This window comes from Streptomyces sp. NPDC007863, from assembly GCF_040633895.1.
Lineage (GTDB): Bacteria > Actinomycetota > Actinomycetes > Streptomycetales > Streptomycetaceae > Streptomyces.
The window spans coordinates 59,653-76,114 of sequence record NZ_JBEYEI010000006.1; the positions used below are offsets into that span (position 1 = coordinate 59,653).

A 16,462-nucleotide genomic window follows, 5' to 3' on the forward strand; every position below is an offset into this window, starting at 1 on the left:
AGCAGGCTAGGGGGATGGCTAGATCCAGTACACGGGGTACGTACGGCGGGTGGCGCGGGCCATGAGCCAGCCGGCGGCGACGAGGAGCGCGCAGGAGGCGAGCAGCAGGCCGGTGAAGGTCCAGAACGGCGGGCCGCCGAGGGCGACGATCACGGCGGTGGCGGCGGCCGGGGAGTGCGGGGCGCGGGCGAGCATCATCGCGCCGAGGGCGAGTCCGCCGGCGACGGCCGCGCTCCACAGGCCGGGGCCCGCGACCGCGAGGACGGCGAAGCCGGCCAGGGCGGACAGGAGTTGCCCGCCGATGACCGACCGCGGCTGGGAGAGCGGCAGGTCCGGGGAGGCGGCGACCAGCGCCATGCTCGCGGCGAGCGGCGGGATGAGCAGCGGGTGGTGCAGCACGGTGCCGAGGGCGACGAGCAGGAGGAGGGCGGCGGTGCTGGTGCCGGTGGCGACGAGGACCGCGAGCGGGCGGGGCCGGGGCGGGGGCCCGGGGCGGCGTACGGGGGCCGGTGCGGGGACGGCGGCGGGGACGGCGGCGGGCGCGGGCGTGGACGGCGCGGGCGTGGTGGCCTCGATCGTCCGGGCGGCAGTGGTCACGGGTTCCTCGGGATCGGGAATCGGGAGTCCGCGTGCGGGCGGCAGGGGGCGCGATCAGGGGGTGGTCGGATTGGCCGGGGAGTATTCCGGCGCGGACCAGCGCAGGGGGCTGGCGGCCGGGGTCTCGACGACGCTGTCGACCCGGAAGCGGACGTACCGCTCCTCTGAACGGTATACCGTTTCCGCCCGGCCGCTGAGCTGGAGGGTCGTGCCCTTCTCCCAGTCCAGGAAGAGGAGACCCGCCCTTTCGTCGGTCTCCAGGTTGCCGAGTGTGAGGAACATCGCGTTGCCGGGGTAGTCCCGCCAGAGGAGTTCGCGGGGGCCCTCGGTGTGGACGAAGCCGGGGTTGCCGCCGCGGTGGCTGGCGTCGGCGCCGTCCGGTCCGACGGTGGCGACGAAGAAGGTGTCGGCCGCGCGGACGGCGGCGAGCTGGGCCTCGGTGAGGGCGTCGCCCCGGTGGGCGGGCGCCGGGCCGGGGCCCGCGGGACCGGGGGCGTACAGCTCGCGCCGCTGGAGGTACTTGGGGCAGTTGGCGAAGACCTGCTCCGCCTCGATCAGGAGGCCGCGGGCGCTGGGGCGGGCGGTGCCGTTGAGGCGCATGCGGCGGCGGGTGCGGGGGTCGAGGGCGAGGGTGCCGACCGGGGCCTCGGCGGCCAGGGCCTGCGCGAGCGGGTCGTCGGGGCGGGGCGCCGCCGCGACGGAGACGGTGTGCGGGTCGGTCGCGCGGGCGAAGCCGGGCGCGCCGGTCAGCAGGCTCGCCCAGACGCGCCCGTCCGGGGCCGCCGCCCCCAGGACCAGCATGGGCTGGAGCTCCAGGAAGGCGGCGGCGACCGGACGGATGCCGGGGCGGATGCTGGGGGCGATGTGGGCGGCGGCCTCCTGGACGCCGAGCTTCTGCTGCACGGCGAGCGAGCCGTGGTGGTAGGCGGTGCTGCTCATGGCGGGCTCCAGGTGGGTGCGGGCGCGTGGTGGGCGGGTGGGCCCCGGGCGCGGGGTCCGGCCGCGGGCGGCTAGAAGAAGCCGCAGGTCGGGGCCGTGGCGCTGGGGGCCGGAGCACCCTCGGCGCCCTTGGGGACGTTGATCTCCAGGCGGGTGCCGTCGGGGTCGTGGAAGAAGATGCCGGCGGCCGTGGCGCCTTCGCCGAGGGCGACGACGCCGTCGTAGGCGAAGGCGACGCCCTCCGCCTTGAGGGCGGCCTCCGCCTCGCGGACCTTCTCGATGGACTCGGCCTCGAAGGCCAGGTGGTGGAGGCCGGCGCGGTTCGCCTCGTACCCGCCCTCGGCCTGCTGCCAGAGGGTGAGCGTGAGCCGGCCGCCCTGGCCCAGGAAGGCGTAGCGGCGGCCGTCGGCGTCGCCGGAGCCGATGACCTCGAAGCCCAGGACCTCCCCGTAGAAGCGGAGCGAGCGGTCCAGGTCGGTGACGTTGATGCCGATGTGTGCCGTGTTCAGCGTGCCGATCGCGGACATGACGGTCCCCTCGTCTTCGGTCGCCCCCTTCGGGCTAACCGCTTAACTCGACTTTAGAGGTTAGAACTCTCGGGACGCAACCCGTCACGTACGCTTAAGGGGTTAGATCGCCCCGGGGGTCGAGGAGGATGCCCGTCATGACCGTCACCGACCCGCGGCCACTGACCGGCGAACCGCTCTCCCTGGACCTGCTCAACACCCGGTGGATGAGCGAGGGGGAGCCGCAGGACCTCCTCGCCGGCACCGAGGGGCTCGCGATCTGGCTCGCCGCCAACGGGCTCGACGGGCGGTTCGCCGCCGACGAGGCCACGCTCCGGCACACCCGCACCGCCCGCGAGGCCCTGAAGGCGCTGGTCGACCGACCCGGGGACGCGGGCGCGGCCGCGCGGGTCGACGCCGTCCTGGAGCACGGCCGGATCCGCGTGGAGCTCACCGCCGAAGGGCCCGGCGAGCGCGCCGAGTTCGCCGATCCGGCGTGGGGGCCGGGATGGACGGCCGCCCGTGGCCACCTGGACCTGCTGCGGACCGTGCCGGACCGGATCAGGATCTGCGCGCACGAGGCGTGCATCCTGCACTTCCTGGACACCTCACGGAACGGCACCCGGCGCTGGCACTCGATGGCGACCTGCGGCAACCGCGCGAAGGCGTCCCGGCACTACGCCCGCGCCAAGGAGCAGTGAGAGCCGCCGACCACCCGCCGAATCGCCCTCGTTGAGGGCGATTCGTGCTCTGTGGCGGAGGATGCGTCGTGGCGGATGTACGCCATGGACACAACATGGCCTCCAGGAACTCTCCACAAAACCCTGTCACTTGCGAAAGGCTGAGCGGTCATCCGGTACCGGAATCCGGACTCTCTCCTTTCACAACAGGGATGTAAATGACCACCCCCGAAACCCAGAGCTCCATACCCGGGCGCTCGACCGGGACCGGCCGAGCGGCTCGGATCGCCGCCGCCGCCGGCCTGGTGACCGCGCTCGTCGCGGCCGGTGCCGCCCCGGTCCTGGCCGCCGACGACCCGGCGGCCACCACTCCCCCGGTGAAGACCGCGGAGCCCGCCGACAAGCTCGGCGCCATCGACGCGCAGCGCCTCTCCGAGGCCGAGGCCGCCGGCGAGCCGCACGTCACCATCCTCGTCGCCACCGCGCCCGGCGCGACCGAGCAGGTCGCCGGCCAGCTCGACGCCGTCCCCGGCGCCTCGGTCGGCAACCGCAACGACGAGCTCGGCTACGTCCGCGCGACCCTGCCGACCGGCAAGGCCGACGCCGCCATCAAGGCGGCCACCAAGCTCTCCGCCGTCCAGTCGGTCGACCTCCAGGCCGAGATCGAGCTGGACGACCCGCGCCCCGACGCCGGTGTCCCCGGCGCGGTCGAGGGCACCACGGTGACCCGGACGTACCCGGCGCCGTCGAAGTACACCCCGGCGAAGAACCCGTACAACCCGTCCCACGAGACGGGCGCCGTCGAGTTCGTCGAGGACCACCCGCGCGCCGACGGCCGCGGCGTGACCATCGGCATCCTCGACTCGGGCGTCGACCTGGGCCACCCGGCCCTGCAGAAGACCACCACCGGCGAGCGCAAGATCGTCGACTGGGTGACCGCCACCGACCCGCTCACCGAGGGCGACGGCACCTGGCGCGCCCAGATCACCCCGGTCGCGGGCCCGGTCTTCACCGCCGCCACGCAGTCCTGGAAGGCGCCCGAGGGCTCCTACCAGTGGAGCCGCTTCAGCGAGTCGGTCACCGCGGGCGGCGACCCGGCCGGTGACATCAACCGCGACGGCGACACCACCGACGTCTTCGGCATGCTGTACGACCCCGCCGCCGGCACCGTCCGCGTCGACACCGACCAGGACTTCGACTTCACGGACAACGAGCCGATGAAGCCGTACAAGGACGGCTACCAGGTCGGGTACTTCGGCACCGACGACCCGGCCACCGAGGTCGCCGAGCGCACCCCGTTCGTCGTGGAGATCCGCAAGGACGTCCCGATGGACCCGCTGGGCGGCACCTGGGTCGGCCAGAAGCGCGACTTCGTCAACGTCGGACTCGTCGAGTCCTCGCACGGCACCCACGTCGCCGGCATCACCGCCGCCAAGGGCCTCTTCGGCGGGAAGATGAACGGCGCCGCGCCCGGCGCGAAGATCGTCTCCTCGCGCGCCTGCACCTGGACCGGCGGCTGCACCAACGTCGCCCTCACCGAGGGCATGGTCGACCTCGTCGTCAACCGCGGCGTCGACATCGTCAACATGTCGATCGGCGGCCTGCCCGCGCTGAACGACGGCGACAACGTCCGCGCCCGCCTCTACACCCGTCTCATCGACGAGTACGGCGTGCAGCTGGTGATCTCGGCCGGCAACTCCGGCCCGGGCACCAACACGATCGGCGACCCCGGCCTGGCCGAGAAGGTCCTCTCGGTCGGCGCGGCGGTCTCCCAGTCGACCTGGGCCGCCAACTACGGCTCGGCCGTCGAGAAGAAGTACGCCATGTTCCCGTTCTCCTCGCGCGGTCCGCGTGAGGACGGCGGCGCCGCCCCGCTGGTCACCGGCCCGGGCTCGGCCGTGAACACCATCCCGACCTGGCAGGCCGGCTCCGGCGTCGCCGAGGCCGGATACGCGCTGCCCGCCGGCTACGGCATGCTCAACGGCACCTCGATGTCGTCCCCGCAGGTCGCCGGCGCGAGCGCGCTGCTGCTCTCCGCCGCCAAGCAGCGCGGCATCGAGCTCTCCCCGCTGACCCTGCGCACCGCGCTCACCTCGACCGCGCAGCGGATCCCGGGCGTCGCGGCCCACGAGCAGGGCGCCGGTCTCGTCGACGTCGTCGAGGCCTGGGAGTCGATCAAGGACGGGGCCACCGCCCACTCCTACAAGGTCGAGGCCCCGGTCGACACCGTGATCTTCCCGGCCCCGCACACCGGCACCGGCGTGTACGACCGCGAGGGCGGCCTCAAGGTCGGCCAGAAGAAGGTCTACGACGTCACCGTCACCCGCACCAGCGGCCCGGACCGTGCCGTCGAGCACGAGCTGGACCTCAAGTACAACGACGGCACCTTCCGGATCCTCGGCGACGACGAGATCGACCTGCCGCTGAACAAGCCGGTCACCGTCAAGCTGGAGGCCCGCCCGCGCACCGCCGGTGTGCACAGCGTGCTCCTGGAGGCCGACGACGAGCGCACCGAGGGCGTCGACAAGCAGATCATGGCCACCTCGGTCGTCGCGAGCGACCTGGTCGCCCCCGGCTACGCCGTCTCCGCCGCCGGCTCGGTCCAGCGCAACAGCACGAAGTCGTACTTCGTGACCGTGCCGCAGGGCGCGACCTCCCTGGAGGTGGCGATCGGCGGCCTGAAGGCGAAGAGCCAGACCCGCTTCATCGCCATCCACCCGTACGGCGTCCCGGTCGACCCGACCGCGACCACGGGCTGCTACCCGCACTACAACCCGGCGAACACCTGCCGCCCCGACCTGCGGTCGTACACCAACCCGCAGTCGGGCGTCTGGGAGATCGAGGTCGAGGCGCGCCGCACCTCCCCGGACCTCGACAACCCGTTCAAGCTGGACGTCGCCGTGCTCGGCGCCTCCTTCGACCCGGCCGTCCAGACGGTCGCCGAGGCGAAGGTCGGCACCCCGGCCGCCGTCGAGTGGACCGTCACCAACGGCTTCGCCGGCCTCGACGGCAAGCTGAAGGGCGGCTCGCTGGGCTCGGCCAAGGTCGAGACCCCGACCATCCGGCACCACGAGCAGCAGACGAAGACCCTCACCATCGGCGAGGGCGTCGAGCGCCTCGACATCGCGATCGGCAACACCTCCGACAAGGCCGCCGACCTCGACCTGACCGTCCTGCTGAACGGCAAGCAGGTCGGCCAGTCCGCCGACGGCGACTCGGAGGAGTCCGTCTCCCTCGTCAAGCCGGCGGCCGGCACCTACAGCGTCGTCATCGACGGCTACGCGGTCCACGCCGAGGGCGGCACGACCTACGACTACAAGGACGTGTACTTCTCCCCGTCGCTCGGCACCGTGAAGGTCGACGAGGCCAGGACCTACCCGCTGGCCAACGGCGCGAGCACCGAGGTCGCGGCCGAGGTCGTCGTCGGCGGTGCGGCCCCCGAGGGACGCCAGTTCTTCGGCCAGGTCCAGCTCCTCAACGCCCGCGGCACCGTCGCCGGCACCGGCAGCGTCCTGATCGGCAGCGTCACCCCGTAACACCCCGGCACGAAGAGGGGCGGGCGTCCGTACGGGCGCCCGCCCCTTCCGCGTTCAGCCCCGGCCGGGGCAGTCGCCGACCCCTTCCCGCAGCCCCTTCGTCACCCACGCGCGCCCGTACTCCAGCTCGTCGCGGACGGGGCCGACGTCCTCGCCGAGCTCGCCGGGCGGCTCCATGTCCTCCCGGTAGGTGAGCACCCCCTCGTCGGAGAAGCGGGAGACGATCACGAGCATCCTCACGCCGGGCCGGTAGTACGACGGGTCCGCCGCCCAGCCGCGGAAGGCCAGCTCGCCGGAGGCCTCGCCCTGCGGCTTGTACCGGCGCTCGACCCGCAGCACCACCCGGTACTCGCCCTCGCCGGGCAGCGCTTCGACCCGCGCCACGGCCCCCTCGGCGACGTCCGTGGCACACGCCACGACACCGGCCGGGGTCAGCTTGGCGTCCCCGGCCTCCAGCCCGCCGCCGGCCGCCCCCGGGCGGGCCGCCAGCCAGGCGCCCCCGGTGCCGAGCACGCCGAGCGCCACGCAGGCGGCGAGCGCCCAGGCGACGATCCGGGCCCGGCGCCGGGGCCGTACGACCGGAGCCGCCGGTACGGGCTCCGCCGTCAGGGCGCCCGCCAGCACGCCCAGCTGCTCCCGCAGGAGCGCCACGTCCGCGAGGGCGCGGGCGACCTCGGGGTCGTCCCCGGCGTCCGGCGGTCCGTCCTCCGGGAAGAGCGCCGCCGCCAGCGGGTCCCGCTCCTGCTTCTCCACCCTCACACCACCTCGTCCGTGCGGAGCCGCTGCCGCAGGGCGCGGACGGCGGCGTGCAGCCTGCTCTTGACCGTCCCCTCGGGGACCCCCAGCTCCTCGGCGATCCGGGCCACCGGCAGGTCCGCGTAGAAGCGCAGCACCAGGACCTGGCGCTGCTTCTCCGGCAGCGCCTCCAGACCGTCCGCGACGGCGAGCGCGAGCAGCCGGGCCTCCTCGCCGCCGCCCTGCGGGGCCGGCAGCGCGGTCAGGCGTTCGCCGAGGCGCTCGTCGCGGCGGCGGGCCCGGTGCCAGTCGGCGGCCACCCTGGTGGCGACCACCGCGCACCAGGCGGCCGGGGAGCGCGGCGGGTCCCCCTTCGCCCGGGCCTCCAGGAGCCGGAGGCCCACCTGCTGCACGCCGTCCTGGAGTTCCGCGTACGGCACCCCGCCCAGTGCCAGGACCGCCCGCACCCGGTCCACCAGTGCCGCGTCCATCTGCTCCACCCCGCCCCCTTCCCTCGTCCGGTCCCCCTTCGACGCACCGGCCCGCCGAAACGTTCATCCTTCGTCCCGCCCCTCGGACAATGGATTGGACAAGGAACGGCAGGCGGCACGCATCATGGGGGGCGGCAGCACCTGCACACTCGTACGGAGGAGTCCCCGTGAAGGTCGGAATCGTCGGAGCCACCGGTCAGGTCGGCACAGTCATGCGCAAGATCCTGGCCGAGCGGAACTTCCCGGTCGAGGAGCTGCGGCTCTTCGCCTCCGCCCGGTCCGCCGGCACGGTGGTGGACGGTGTCACGGTCGAGGACGCCTCGACCGCCGACTACACCGGCCTGGACATCGTGCTCTTCTCGGCCGGCGGCGCCACCTCCAAGGCCCTCGCCGAGAAGGTGGCCTCCCAGGGCGCGGTCGTCATCGACAACTCCTCCGCCTGGCGCCGCGACCCCGAGGTCCCGCTCGTCGTCTCCGAGGTCAACCCGCACGCGATCAAGGACCGCCCCAAGGGCATCATCGCCAACCCGAACTGCACCACGATGGCCGCGATGCCGGTCCTCAAGCCGCTCCACCAGGAGGCCGGCCTCACCGCGCTGATCGCCACCACCTACCAGGCCGTCTCCGGCTCGGGCGTGGCCGGTGTCGCCGAGCTGCGCACCCAGGCGTGCGCCGTGGCCGAGCAGGCCGACCAGCTGGCCTTCGACGGCGAGGCCGTCGAGTTCCCCGAGCCGGCCGTCTACAAGCGTCCGATCGCGTTCAACGTGGTCCCGCTGGCCGGCTCGATCGTCGACGACGGCACCTTCGAGACCGACGAGGAGCAGAAGCTCCGCAACGAGTCCCGCAAGATCCTGGAGATCCCGGAGCTGAAGGTCTCCGGCACCTGTGTCCGCGTCCCGGTCTTCTCCGGCCACTCGCTCCAGGTGAACGTCCGCTTCGAGCGCCCGATCAGCGTCGAGCGCGCCTACGAGCTGCTGAAGGACGCCGAGGGCGTCGAGCTCTCCGAGATCCCGACGCCGCTCCAGGCGGCCGGCAAGGACGCCTCGTACGTGGGCCGCATCCGCGTCGACGAGACCGTCGACAACGGCCTCGCGCTCTTCCTCTCCAACGACAACCTCCGCAAGGGCGCCGCGCTCAACGCGGTGCAGATCGCGGAGCTGGTGGCGGCCGAACTCAAGGGCTGACCCCGCCCCCACGCGAGGAACGGCGGCCGTCCGGGTGGACGGCCGCCGTTCTTGCGTGTTCGCCCTGGGAAATGTGCCGTGCGTCTCCGCCACGCCCCGTGGAAGGATGGCCCAAACGTCACGAAACCGAGGAGTTGACCGGGTGCCTGGTACGAACCTGACCCGTGAAGAGGCCCAGCAGCGGGCGGCGCTGCTGACCGTGGACGCGTACGAGGTCGAACTGGACCTCACGGGTGCGCAGGAGGGCGGCACCTACCGGTCCGTCACCACCGTCCGCTTCGATTCCGCCGAGGAGGGCGCCGAGAGCTTCATCGACCTCGTCGCCCCCGCCGTGCACGAGGCCGTGCTCAACGGGCACTCCCTCGACGTCGCCGCCGTCTTCCGCGACTCGCGGATCGCGCTGCCGCGCCTCAAGCAGGGCCGCAACGAGCTGCGGGTGGTCGCGGACTGCGCGTACACCAACACCGGTGAGGGCCTGCACCGCTTCGTCGACCCGGTCGACGGCCAGGCGTACCTGTACACCCAGTTCGAGGTGCCGGACGCGCGCCGGGTCTTCGCCTCCTTCGAGCAGCCCGACCTGAAGGCGACCTTCCAGTTCACCGTGAAGGCGCCGGAGGGCTGGAGCGTCATCTCCAACTCGCCGACCCCGGAGCCGAAGGACGGGGTGTGGGCCTTCGAGCCGACCCCGCGGATCTCCTCGTACATCACCGCCCTGATCGTCGGCCCGTACCACGCGGTGCACTCGACGTACGAGGGCCCGGACGGGCAGGTCGTGCCGCTGGGCATCTACTGCCGTCCGTCGCTGGCCGAGTTCCTCGACGCGGACCACATCTTCGACGTGACCCGGCAGGGCTTCGACTGGTTCCAGGAGAAGTTCGCCTACGCCTACCCGTTCGCCAAGTACGACCAGCTGTTCGTGCCGGAGTTCAACGCGGGCGCGATGGAGAACGCGGGCGCGGTCACCATCCGCGACCAGTACGTCTTCCGCTCGAAGGTGACGGACGCGGCCTACGAGCGCCGCGCCGAGACCATCCTCCACGAGCTGGCCCACATGTGGTTCGGCGACCTCGTGACCATGGAGTGGTGGAACGACCTGTGGCTGAACGAGTCGTTCGCCACCTACACCTCGGTCGCCTGCCAGGCCTCCGTGACGGGCACCCGCTGGCCGAACGCCTGGACCACCTTCGCCAACGCGGAGAAGACCTGGGCCTACCGCCAGGACCAGCTGCCGTCGACGCACCCGATCATGGCCGAGATCAACGACCTGGAGGACGTGCTCGTCAACTTCGACGGCATCACGTACGCCAAGGGCGCCTCGGTCCTCAAGCAGCTCGTCGCCTACGTCGGCCAGGACGAGTTCTTCAAGGGCGTGCAGGCGTACTTCCAGCGCCACGCCTTCGGCAACACCCGCCTCAGCGACCTGCTCGGCGCGCTGGAGGAGACCTCCGGGCGCGACCTGAAGACCTGGTCGAAGGCGTGGCTGGAGACGGCCGGCATCAACATCCTGCGCCCGGAGATCGAGACCGACGAGAACGGCTCGATCACCGCCTTCGCGGTGCGCCAGGAGGCCCCGGCGCTGCCCGCCGGCGCCAAGGGCGAGGCCGTGCTCCGCCCGCACCGCATCGCGATCGGCTTCTACGACCTCGACGCCGCCGGCAAGCTGGTCCGCGGCGAGCGCCTGGAGCTGGACATCGAGGCGGCCGAGCTGACGGCGGTGCCGGCGCTGATCGGCAAGTCCCGCCCGGCGGTCGTCCTGCTGAACGACGACGACCTGTCGTACGCCAAGGTCCGCCTCGACGAGGTGTCGCTGCAGAACGTCACCGCGCACCTCGGCGACTTCGCCGAGTCGCTGCCGCGCGCCCTGTGCTGGGCCTCGGCCTGGGACATGACCCGCGACGGCGAGCTGGCCACCCGCGACTACCTGGAGCTGGTGCTCTCGGGCATCGCCAAGGAGTCCGACATCGGCGTGGTGCAGTCGCTCCAGGGCCAGGTGAAGGCGGCCCTCGACCTGTACGCGGCGCCGGAGTGGCGCGCCGAGGGCCTGGCCCGCTGGGGCGTCTTCGCGCAGGAGCAGCTGCGGGCCGCCGAGGCGGGCAGCGACCACCAGCTGGCGTGGGCGCGGGCCTTCGCGGCGACCGCCCGTACGGACGCGGAGCTCGACGTGCTGGCCGGGCTGCTCGACGGCGGTCACGTCGTCGAGGGCCTCGCGGTCGACACCGAGCTGCGCTGGGCGTTCGTGCAGCGGCTCGCGGCCACCGGCCGCTTCGACGAGCCGGAGATCGCGGCCGAGCTGGAGCGGGACCGCACCGCCGCCGGCGAGCGGCACGCGGCCACCGCCCGCGCGGCCCGTCCGACCGAGGCCGCGAAGGCCGAGGCGTGGGCGGCGGTCGTCGAGGACGACAAGCTGGCCAACGCGGTGCAGGAGGCGGTGATCGGCGGCTTCGTCCAGGCCGACCAGCGCGAGCTGCTCGCCCCGTACACGGAGAAGTACTTCGCGTCGATCAAGCGCGTCGCGGAGACCCGCAGCCACGAGATGATCCAGCAGATCGTGGTCGGTCTCTACCCGACGCTCCAGGTCTCCCGGGAGACGCTGGACGCCACGGACGCGTGGATCGCGGCCAACGACCCGGTCCCGGCGCTGCGCCGTCTGGTGACCGAGTCGCGCGCCGGTGTCGAGCGGGCCCTGCGGGCCCGCGCGGCGGACGCGGCGGCCGCGAAGTAGTCCCGCGCGGCGGACGAGGAGAAGGGGCGCCCTCCCCCGTGGGGGCGCCCCTTCGCCATGCCGTGGGGGTCAGCGGCTCGCGCGGTCGAAGCGGGCGCGCAGCTCGGCGGCGCCCTCCTCGGTCAGGGAGCCGTGCAGGCGCATGCGGGCAACGCCGCCGTCGGGGAAGGCGTCGAGCCTGACGTGGGTGACGACCGCGTGGGCGGGGAGCGTGAAGCGGTGCAGGGTGTCGGGCTGGAGGCGGGTGCGGGGGACGATCTCGAACCACTCGCCCGACTCGCCGTCGCGGCCGTGGAGGGCGATCCAGCCGGCCGAGTTGCCCTTGAGGTAGGCGGTGTCGATCTCGACGGCGCGGACGGCGCCCTGGGCGGGGAGGCGGAAGCGGACCCAGTCGTTGGTGCCGCGGACCCGGCGGCGGCGGTTCTCCCAGCCGTCGTCCATCTTGCGGGAGGTGCCGGGCAGGATGATCTGGGTGGGCGAGGAGTAGAACTTGTCGGAGGCGTCCTCGTACGACCCGCCGTTGAGGACGGAGAGCAGGTCGACGGTGCCGAGGAGGCCGAGCCACTCGGGGTCGGGCAGCACCTCGCCGTGGACGCGGAGGCGGGCGATGCCGCCGTCCGGGTGCTGGCACAGGCGGACGTGGGTCCAGCGGCGGTCGCTGTCGATCGTGAAGCCGTTGGCGGCGTGGCCGCGGACGGGGGTGGGCGGGACGAGCTCCTCCCACTTCGCGTCGAGCAGCTCCCCGGGGCCCGGGGTGCCCTCGACGGCGGTGGCCTGGACGCTGACCTTCTGGGGGTAGTTGCCCCGGAAGTGGGCGGTGTCGACGATCAGTCCCTTGATGACGCCGGGGGCGCCGAGGCGGACGATGGCCCAGTCGTGGTCCTCGGGGGCGGGGAAGACGTTCTCGGCGTCGGCGCCGCGGCGGCGGCGGGTCTCCCAGCCGTCCATGATCTTGCCCTTGTGGCCGAAGTGCTCGGGGTCGAAGACGGCCCGCTCGCGGACGAGGAGGTTCTCGCGCTCGGCGAAGAACTCGTCGTTGGCGGCGACGACGCCGGCGCCGAGGCGGCGGTCGGCGAGGTCGACCAGTTCGGTGAAGGGGAAGTCGCCGGTGCGGTAGTCGGCGTACGGGTCGCCTCCGCCGTAGGGGGCGGCGTCGTTGGCGTGCGGGTCCTGGATGTCCTCGGTTCCGGTCATGCTCCGACTGTCGCGCGCCGGGGGCCCGGGGTCCATCGAATGTTTTCGACGGTGTCGTTCAGTTCCGCTGAACGGTCCGGCGGGCCGCCGCCTCCTGGCGGAGCGCGGCGAGCACCCGGGCCACCGCGGGTCCGTCCTCGGCCCCGCGCCGGACGGCCGCGACGACGTGGCGGCGCGGCTGGTCGGCGGAGAGGACCCGCATGACGACCCCGGTGCCGCCGCGCCGGTCGGCGGAGGCCATCCGGGGCACGAGGGCGATGCCGAGCCCCGCCTCGACCATGGCGAGGATCGCGGTCCAGCCCGAGGCGCTGTGGGCCTGTTCGGGCACGAAGCCGGCGGCCTCGCAGGCGGCGGTGGTGATCTCGGACCAGGGGCCGGAGCCGCCGAAGATCCACGGTTCGGCGGCGAGGTCGGCGAGGCGGAGGCCGGGGGCGTCGGCGAGCGGGTGGCCGGCCGGCAGGGCGACGTCGAGGGGGTCGGCGAGCAGCGGCAGCCGGGTGTACTTGGGGTCGCGCGCGGTGGGCGCGTGGGCGGCGAGCGAGAGGGCGAGGTCGACCTCGCCGGCGGTGAGCAGTTCGTACGCCTCCGCCGCCTCGGCCTCCCGGATCCGGACGGCGAGCCCGGGGTGGGCGGTGCGGAGCCGGCGTACGGCGGGGACGAGGAGCGCGGGCACGGAGGTGGAGAAGGCCGCGACCCGGACCTGGCCGGCCTCGCCGCGCAGATAGCCGTCGAGTTCGGCGTCGGCGCGCTCCAGCTGGGCGAAGACGGCCTCGGCGTGGCGCAGGACGAGGTGGGCGGCGTCGGTGAGCCGGACGCGCCGCCCGTGGGCCTCCAGGAGCGGCACGCCGAGCTGCTTGGCGAGGTTGGTGAGCTGCTGGGAGACGGCCGAGGGGGTCATGAGCAGCGTCTCGGCGGTGGCGGTGACGGTGCCCCGGTCGCGCAGGGTGCGCAGGATGTGCAGCTTCTTGATGTCCCACTCGGTCATGGGCGCAACCTATCCGTCCCTGGTCACCGGGCCGAACCGAGCGCCACCCCGCCGAGGATGAGGGCCATGCTGGCGCCGCCGGCGAGGCCGAGTTCCTCGCCGAGGAGGGCGTACGAGAGGAGGGCGACGCAGACGGGCTGGAGGTAGTAGACGACTCCGGCGCGGGCGGCGCCGACGAGGGAGACCGCCTTGTTCCAGGAGAAGAAGGCGACGGCGGAGGAGAACACCCCGAGGTAGAGGAGGGGGCCGACGGTGCCGGGGGTGGCGGGGAAGCCGCCCTGGACGGCGAGGGAGACGGCGTAGGCGGGGGCGAGCATCAGCGCGCCGAGCACGAAGGTGGTGAAGAGGAAGGCGAGTCCGTCGATCTCCGGGGGCCTGCGCTTGAGGAGGGCGCTGTACGAGGCGAAGGAGAGGGCGGCCGCGAACATCCAGAGGTCGCCGGCGGAGAGGTCGGGCGCGAGGGAGCCCTTGCCGACGAGGAGGAGCACGCCGAGGACGGCGGTCGCCAGGCCGAGGAGGCGGCGGGCGCCGAGGCGTTCGCCGCCGAGCCGGGCGTAGGCCGCCATGATCACCGGGGAGGCCGCCATGATCATGCCCATGTTGGTGGCGGAGGTGGTGAGACCGGCCTGGTGGACGAGGGTGTTGTAGAGGGCGACGCCGAAGAGCGAGGCGAGGGCGGTGAAGCCGAGGTGGCGGCGGAGGAGGGCGCGCTGCCGCCAGAAGGGGCGGGCGGCGAGCGGGGCGACGGCGAGCAGGGCGATGGTCCAGCGCCAGAAGACCGCCTGGACGGGCGGGACGGTGTCGGCCATGTCGCGGGTGGCGACGAAGCTGCCGGACCAGACGACGGTGGCGAGGAGGGCGAGGAGCACGCCGAGACCGGCGCCCCTGGCGGGCGCCGGTCTCCGGGTGGCTTCTTCGGGTGTGGTCGGGTGGCGTGCGGTCGTGAGGGTCATGCGGCCTACCGTCGCACCCCCGAAACCTCCAGGTCCATCGAAACTTCCTGACCGTTCTTTTCAGGAGAACTGAACGATACGGGCTCGGTGGCGACCGGCTTGGGCTTCGCGGGGGCCAGCTGGCCCGCCAGGGTGGCGCCGAAGGCGATCACCATCCCCAGCACCTGCACCGGGCCGAGGGCCTGGCCGAGGGCGGCCCAGCCGATGACTGCGGCGGTGATCGGGGAGAGCGGGCCGAGCAGGGTGACCGAGGAGGCGCTCAGCCGCTCGATGCCGCGGAACCAGAGGAAGTACGAGATCGCGGTGTTGCCGAAGGCGAGGTAGGCGTAGCCCGCGAGGTTCGTGCCGGTGAGGGCGGGCGGGGCGCCCTCGATCAGGAAGGCGAGGGGGAGGATGACCAGGCCGCCAGCGGTGAGCTGCCAGCCGGTGAGGGCGAGCGCGCCGACGCCCTCGGGGCGGCCCCAGCGCTTGGTGAGGACGACGCCCGCGGACATCGAGAGCGAGGAGAGCAGCCCGGCGCCGACGCCGATCAGGTCGAACGCGGCGCCCGCCTTGAGGACGACGAGGCTGACACCGAAGGCGGCGGCGACCGCGGTGAGCAGGGTCCGCACGGTGGGCTTCTCGCCGAGGAGGAGGGCCGCGAGGCCGACGACGAAGAGCGGGCCGACCGAGCCGACGACGGCGGCGACGCCGCCGGGCAGCCGGTAGGCGGCGAGGAAGAGGAGCGGGAAGAAGGCCCCGATGTTGAGGGCGCCGAGGGCCGCCGACTTCCACCACCAGGCGCCGCTCGGGAGTTTGCGGGTCAGCGCGAGGAGCAGCAGCCCGGCCGGGAGGGCCCGCATGAGGCCGGTGAAGAGCGGCCGGTCGGCCGGCAGGAACTCGGTGGTCACGAAGTAGGTCGAGCCCCAGGAGATCGGGGCGAGGGCGGTGAGCGCGACGACGGCGGCCTTGCGGGACATGACAGGACTCCCCCTGAAGCGGTTGCGCCCCGGCGGTCCGGAGCGCGACTGGCTTGGCGGTAATTAACTTAGCACTAAGCTACTTACTTGCAAGTGGCTTTCTTGCCATCGGCCCGGAAGGAACGGAACACTGAGGTCATGAACACGCAGCCGCCCGCACACGACCCCGTCGACGCCATCGCCGCCCAGTGGGCCGTGGTCCGCCCCGATCTCGACACGCTCCCCATGGCGGTCTTCGGGCGGATCTACCGGCTGGCCGCCGCCATGCGCGGCAAGGTGGACAAGGCGTACGCGCCCTACGGCATGGCGCTCGGGGAGTTCGACGTGCTGGCGACCCTGCGCCGCTCCGGGGAGCCGTACACGCTCTCGCCGCGCGAGCTGACCGCCACCCTGATGATCACCACCGGCGGGATGACCGGCCGTCTGGACAAGCTGGAGAAGGCCGGGCTGCTCACCCGCAGCCCCGACCCGAACGACCGGCGCGGACTGCGCGTCACGCTCACCGAGCACGGCCGGGAGCTGGTGGACCAGGCGGTCGGCGCGGGCCTGGCGCGCCAGCGGGAGGCGCTGGAGGGCGCGCTGACCGAGGAGGAGGCGGAGCAGCTGGCCGGCCTGCTGCGGAAGCTGCTTGCGACGACCTGACCGGGCCCGGACGCACGAGGGCGCCGCACGGCCGGTGTGGCCGTGCGGCGCCCTCGGAAACGGACGGAGGAGCGGTCGCGCCCCCTGCGGTTACGCCTTCTTGCGGGACTTGTCGAGGACCATCACCAGGCCGGCGATGACCAGGAACAGCACCAGCGGGGCCACCACGAACAGGCCGAGGGTCTCGATGACCTCCAGCTTGGGGGCCGGGTCGTCACCGTCGTCGCGGGTCAGCGCGAGCGCGGGGGACGACATGAGCAGCATCATCAGCGTCGTACCGGCCGCGACGGCGCCGGCGCGCAGGGCGTTCTTCTTGTCCACGGTGCAAAAGTAGCGAAC

General features: G+C 73.2%; 15 protein-coding genes. 5 read left to right on the forward strand and 10 right to left on the reverse strand.

From position 1 onward, the window contains the following. Positions 1–18: 18 nt before the first annotated feature. The 3 genes from ABZ621_RS11395 to ABZ621_RS11405 all read right to left on the reverse strand — a co-directional run bounded on the left by ABZ621_RS11395 (position 19) and on the right by ABZ621_RS11405 (position 2,063). Complete coding sequence (locus tag ABZ621_RS11395) at positions 19–597, reverse strand: HPP family protein (protein ID WP_360603105.1); 579 nt, start codon at positions 595–597, stop codon at positions 19–21. Between the two features lie 54 nt (positions 598–651). Then, complete coding sequence (locus tag ABZ621_RS11400) at positions 652–1,536, reverse strand: pyridoxamine 5'-phosphate oxidase family protein (RefSeq protein ID WP_360603107.1); 885 nt, start codon at positions 1,534–1,536, stop codon at positions 652–654. A gap of 71 nt (positions 1,537–1,607) precedes the next feature. Then, positions 1,608–2,063, reverse strand: a complete 456-nt coding sequence (locus ABZ621_RS11405; RefSeq protein ID WP_360603109.1) for a VOC family protein — start codon at positions 2,061–2,063, stop codon at positions 1,608–1,610. A 137-nt stretch (positions 2,064–2,200) separates the two neighbouring features. Between ABZ621_RS11405 and ABZ621_RS11410 the strand changes: the two genes are divergently transcribed. Both ABZ621_RS11410 and ABZ621_RS11415 read left to right on the forward strand, forming a co-directional pair. Then, positions 2,201–2,743, forward strand: a complete 543-nt coding sequence (locus ABZ621_RS11410; RefSeq protein ID WP_360603111.1) for a CGNR zinc finger domain-containing protein — start codon at positions 2,201–2,203, stop codon at positions 2,741–2,743. Between the two features lie 197 nt (positions 2,744–2,940). Then, positions 2,941–6,258, forward strand: a complete 3,318-nt coding sequence (locus tag ABZ621_RS11415) for a S8 family serine peptidase (RefSeq protein ID WP_360603113.1) — start codon at positions 2,941–2,943, stop codon at positions 6,256–6,258. Positions 6,259–6,312: 54 nt separating this feature from the next. On the opposite strand, the gene ABZ621_RS11420 is transcribed toward ABZ621_RS11415, so the two are convergent. After that, positions 6,313–7,011, reverse strand: coding sequence for a hypothetical protein (locus tag ABZ621_RS11420; protein ID WP_360603115.1), 699 nt, complete (start codon positions 7,009–7,011; stop codon positions 6,313–6,315). Between the two features lie 2 nt (positions 7,012–7,013). Continuing rightward, positions 7,014–7,484 carry a sigma-70 family RNA polymerase sigma factor gene (locus ABZ621_RS11425; protein WP_360603533.1) on the reverse strand — a complete coding sequence of 157 codons (471 nt, stop codon included), beginning with the start codon at positions 7,482–7,484 and terminating at the stop codon, positions 7,014–7,016. A gap of 167 nt (positions 7,485–7,651) precedes the next feature. Here ABZ621_RS11425 and ABZ621_RS11430 point away from each other — a divergent pair, with 167 nt between their 5' ends. Continuing rightward, the gene (locus ABZ621_RS11430; RefSeq protein ID WP_360603117.1) at positions 7,652–8,668 is read left to right on the forward strand and encodes an aspartate-semialdehyde dehydrogenase; all 1,017 of its coding nucleotides are present in this window, start codon (positions 7,652–7,654) and stop codon (positions 8,666–8,668) included. Between the two features lie 142 nt (positions 8,669–8,810). After that, a complete protein-coding gene (gene pepN / locus ABZ621_RS11435) occupies positions 8,811–11,390 on the forward strand; it encodes an aminopeptidase N (RefSeq protein WP_360603119.1) in 2,580 nt (859 codons plus the stop codon). Between the two features lie 69 nt (positions 11,391–11,459). Here pepN and alc read toward each other — a convergent pair whose 3' ends face one another. The 4 genes from alc to ABZ621_RS11455 are packed head-to-tail and all read right to left on the reverse strand — an operon-like array spanning position 11,460 to position 15,481. Next, the gene (alc, locus tag ABZ621_RS11440) at positions 11,460–12,584 is read right to left on the reverse strand and encodes an allantoicase (protein WP_360603121.1); all 1,125 of its coding nucleotides are present in this window, start codon (positions 12,582–12,584) and stop codon (positions 11,460–11,462) included. Between the two features lie 58 nt (positions 12,585–12,642). Further along, positions 12,643–13,569, reverse strand: a complete 927-nt coding sequence (locus ABZ621_RS11445) for a LysR family transcriptional regulator (protein ID WP_360603123.1) — start codon at positions 13,567–13,569, stop codon at positions 12,643–12,645. 23 nt (positions 13,570–13,592) lie between these two features. Beyond that, positions 13,593–14,522, reverse strand: coding sequence for an EamA family transporter (locus ABZ621_RS11450; RefSeq protein WP_360603125.1), 930 nt, complete (start codon positions 14,520–14,522; stop codon positions 13,593–13,595). A 5-nt stretch (positions 14,523–14,527) separates the two neighbouring features. Next, positions 14,528–15,481 (reverse strand): EamA family transporter, encoded by a 954-nt coding sequence (locus ABZ621_RS11455; RefSeq protein WP_360603127.1) that lies wholly within the window; start codon positions 15,479–15,481, stop codon positions 14,528–14,530. Between the two features lie 138 nt (positions 15,482–15,619). Here ABZ621_RS11455 and ABZ621_RS11460 point away from each other — a divergent pair, with 138 nt between their 5' ends. Further along, entirely contained in the window at positions 15,620–16,123 is a 504-nt protein-coding gene (locus tag ABZ621_RS11460; RefSeq protein ID WP_360603129.1) for a MarR family transcriptional regulator, read from the forward strand. Positions 16,124–16,213: 90 nt separating this feature from the next. Here ABZ621_RS11460 and ABZ621_RS11465 read toward each other — a convergent pair whose 3' ends face one another. Further along, positions 16,214–16,444, reverse strand: a complete 231-nt coding sequence (locus ABZ621_RS11465) for a hypothetical protein (RefSeq protein ID WP_360603131.1) — start codon at positions 16,442–16,444, stop codon at positions 16,214–16,216. Positions 16,445–16,462 lie beyond the last annotated feature (18 nt).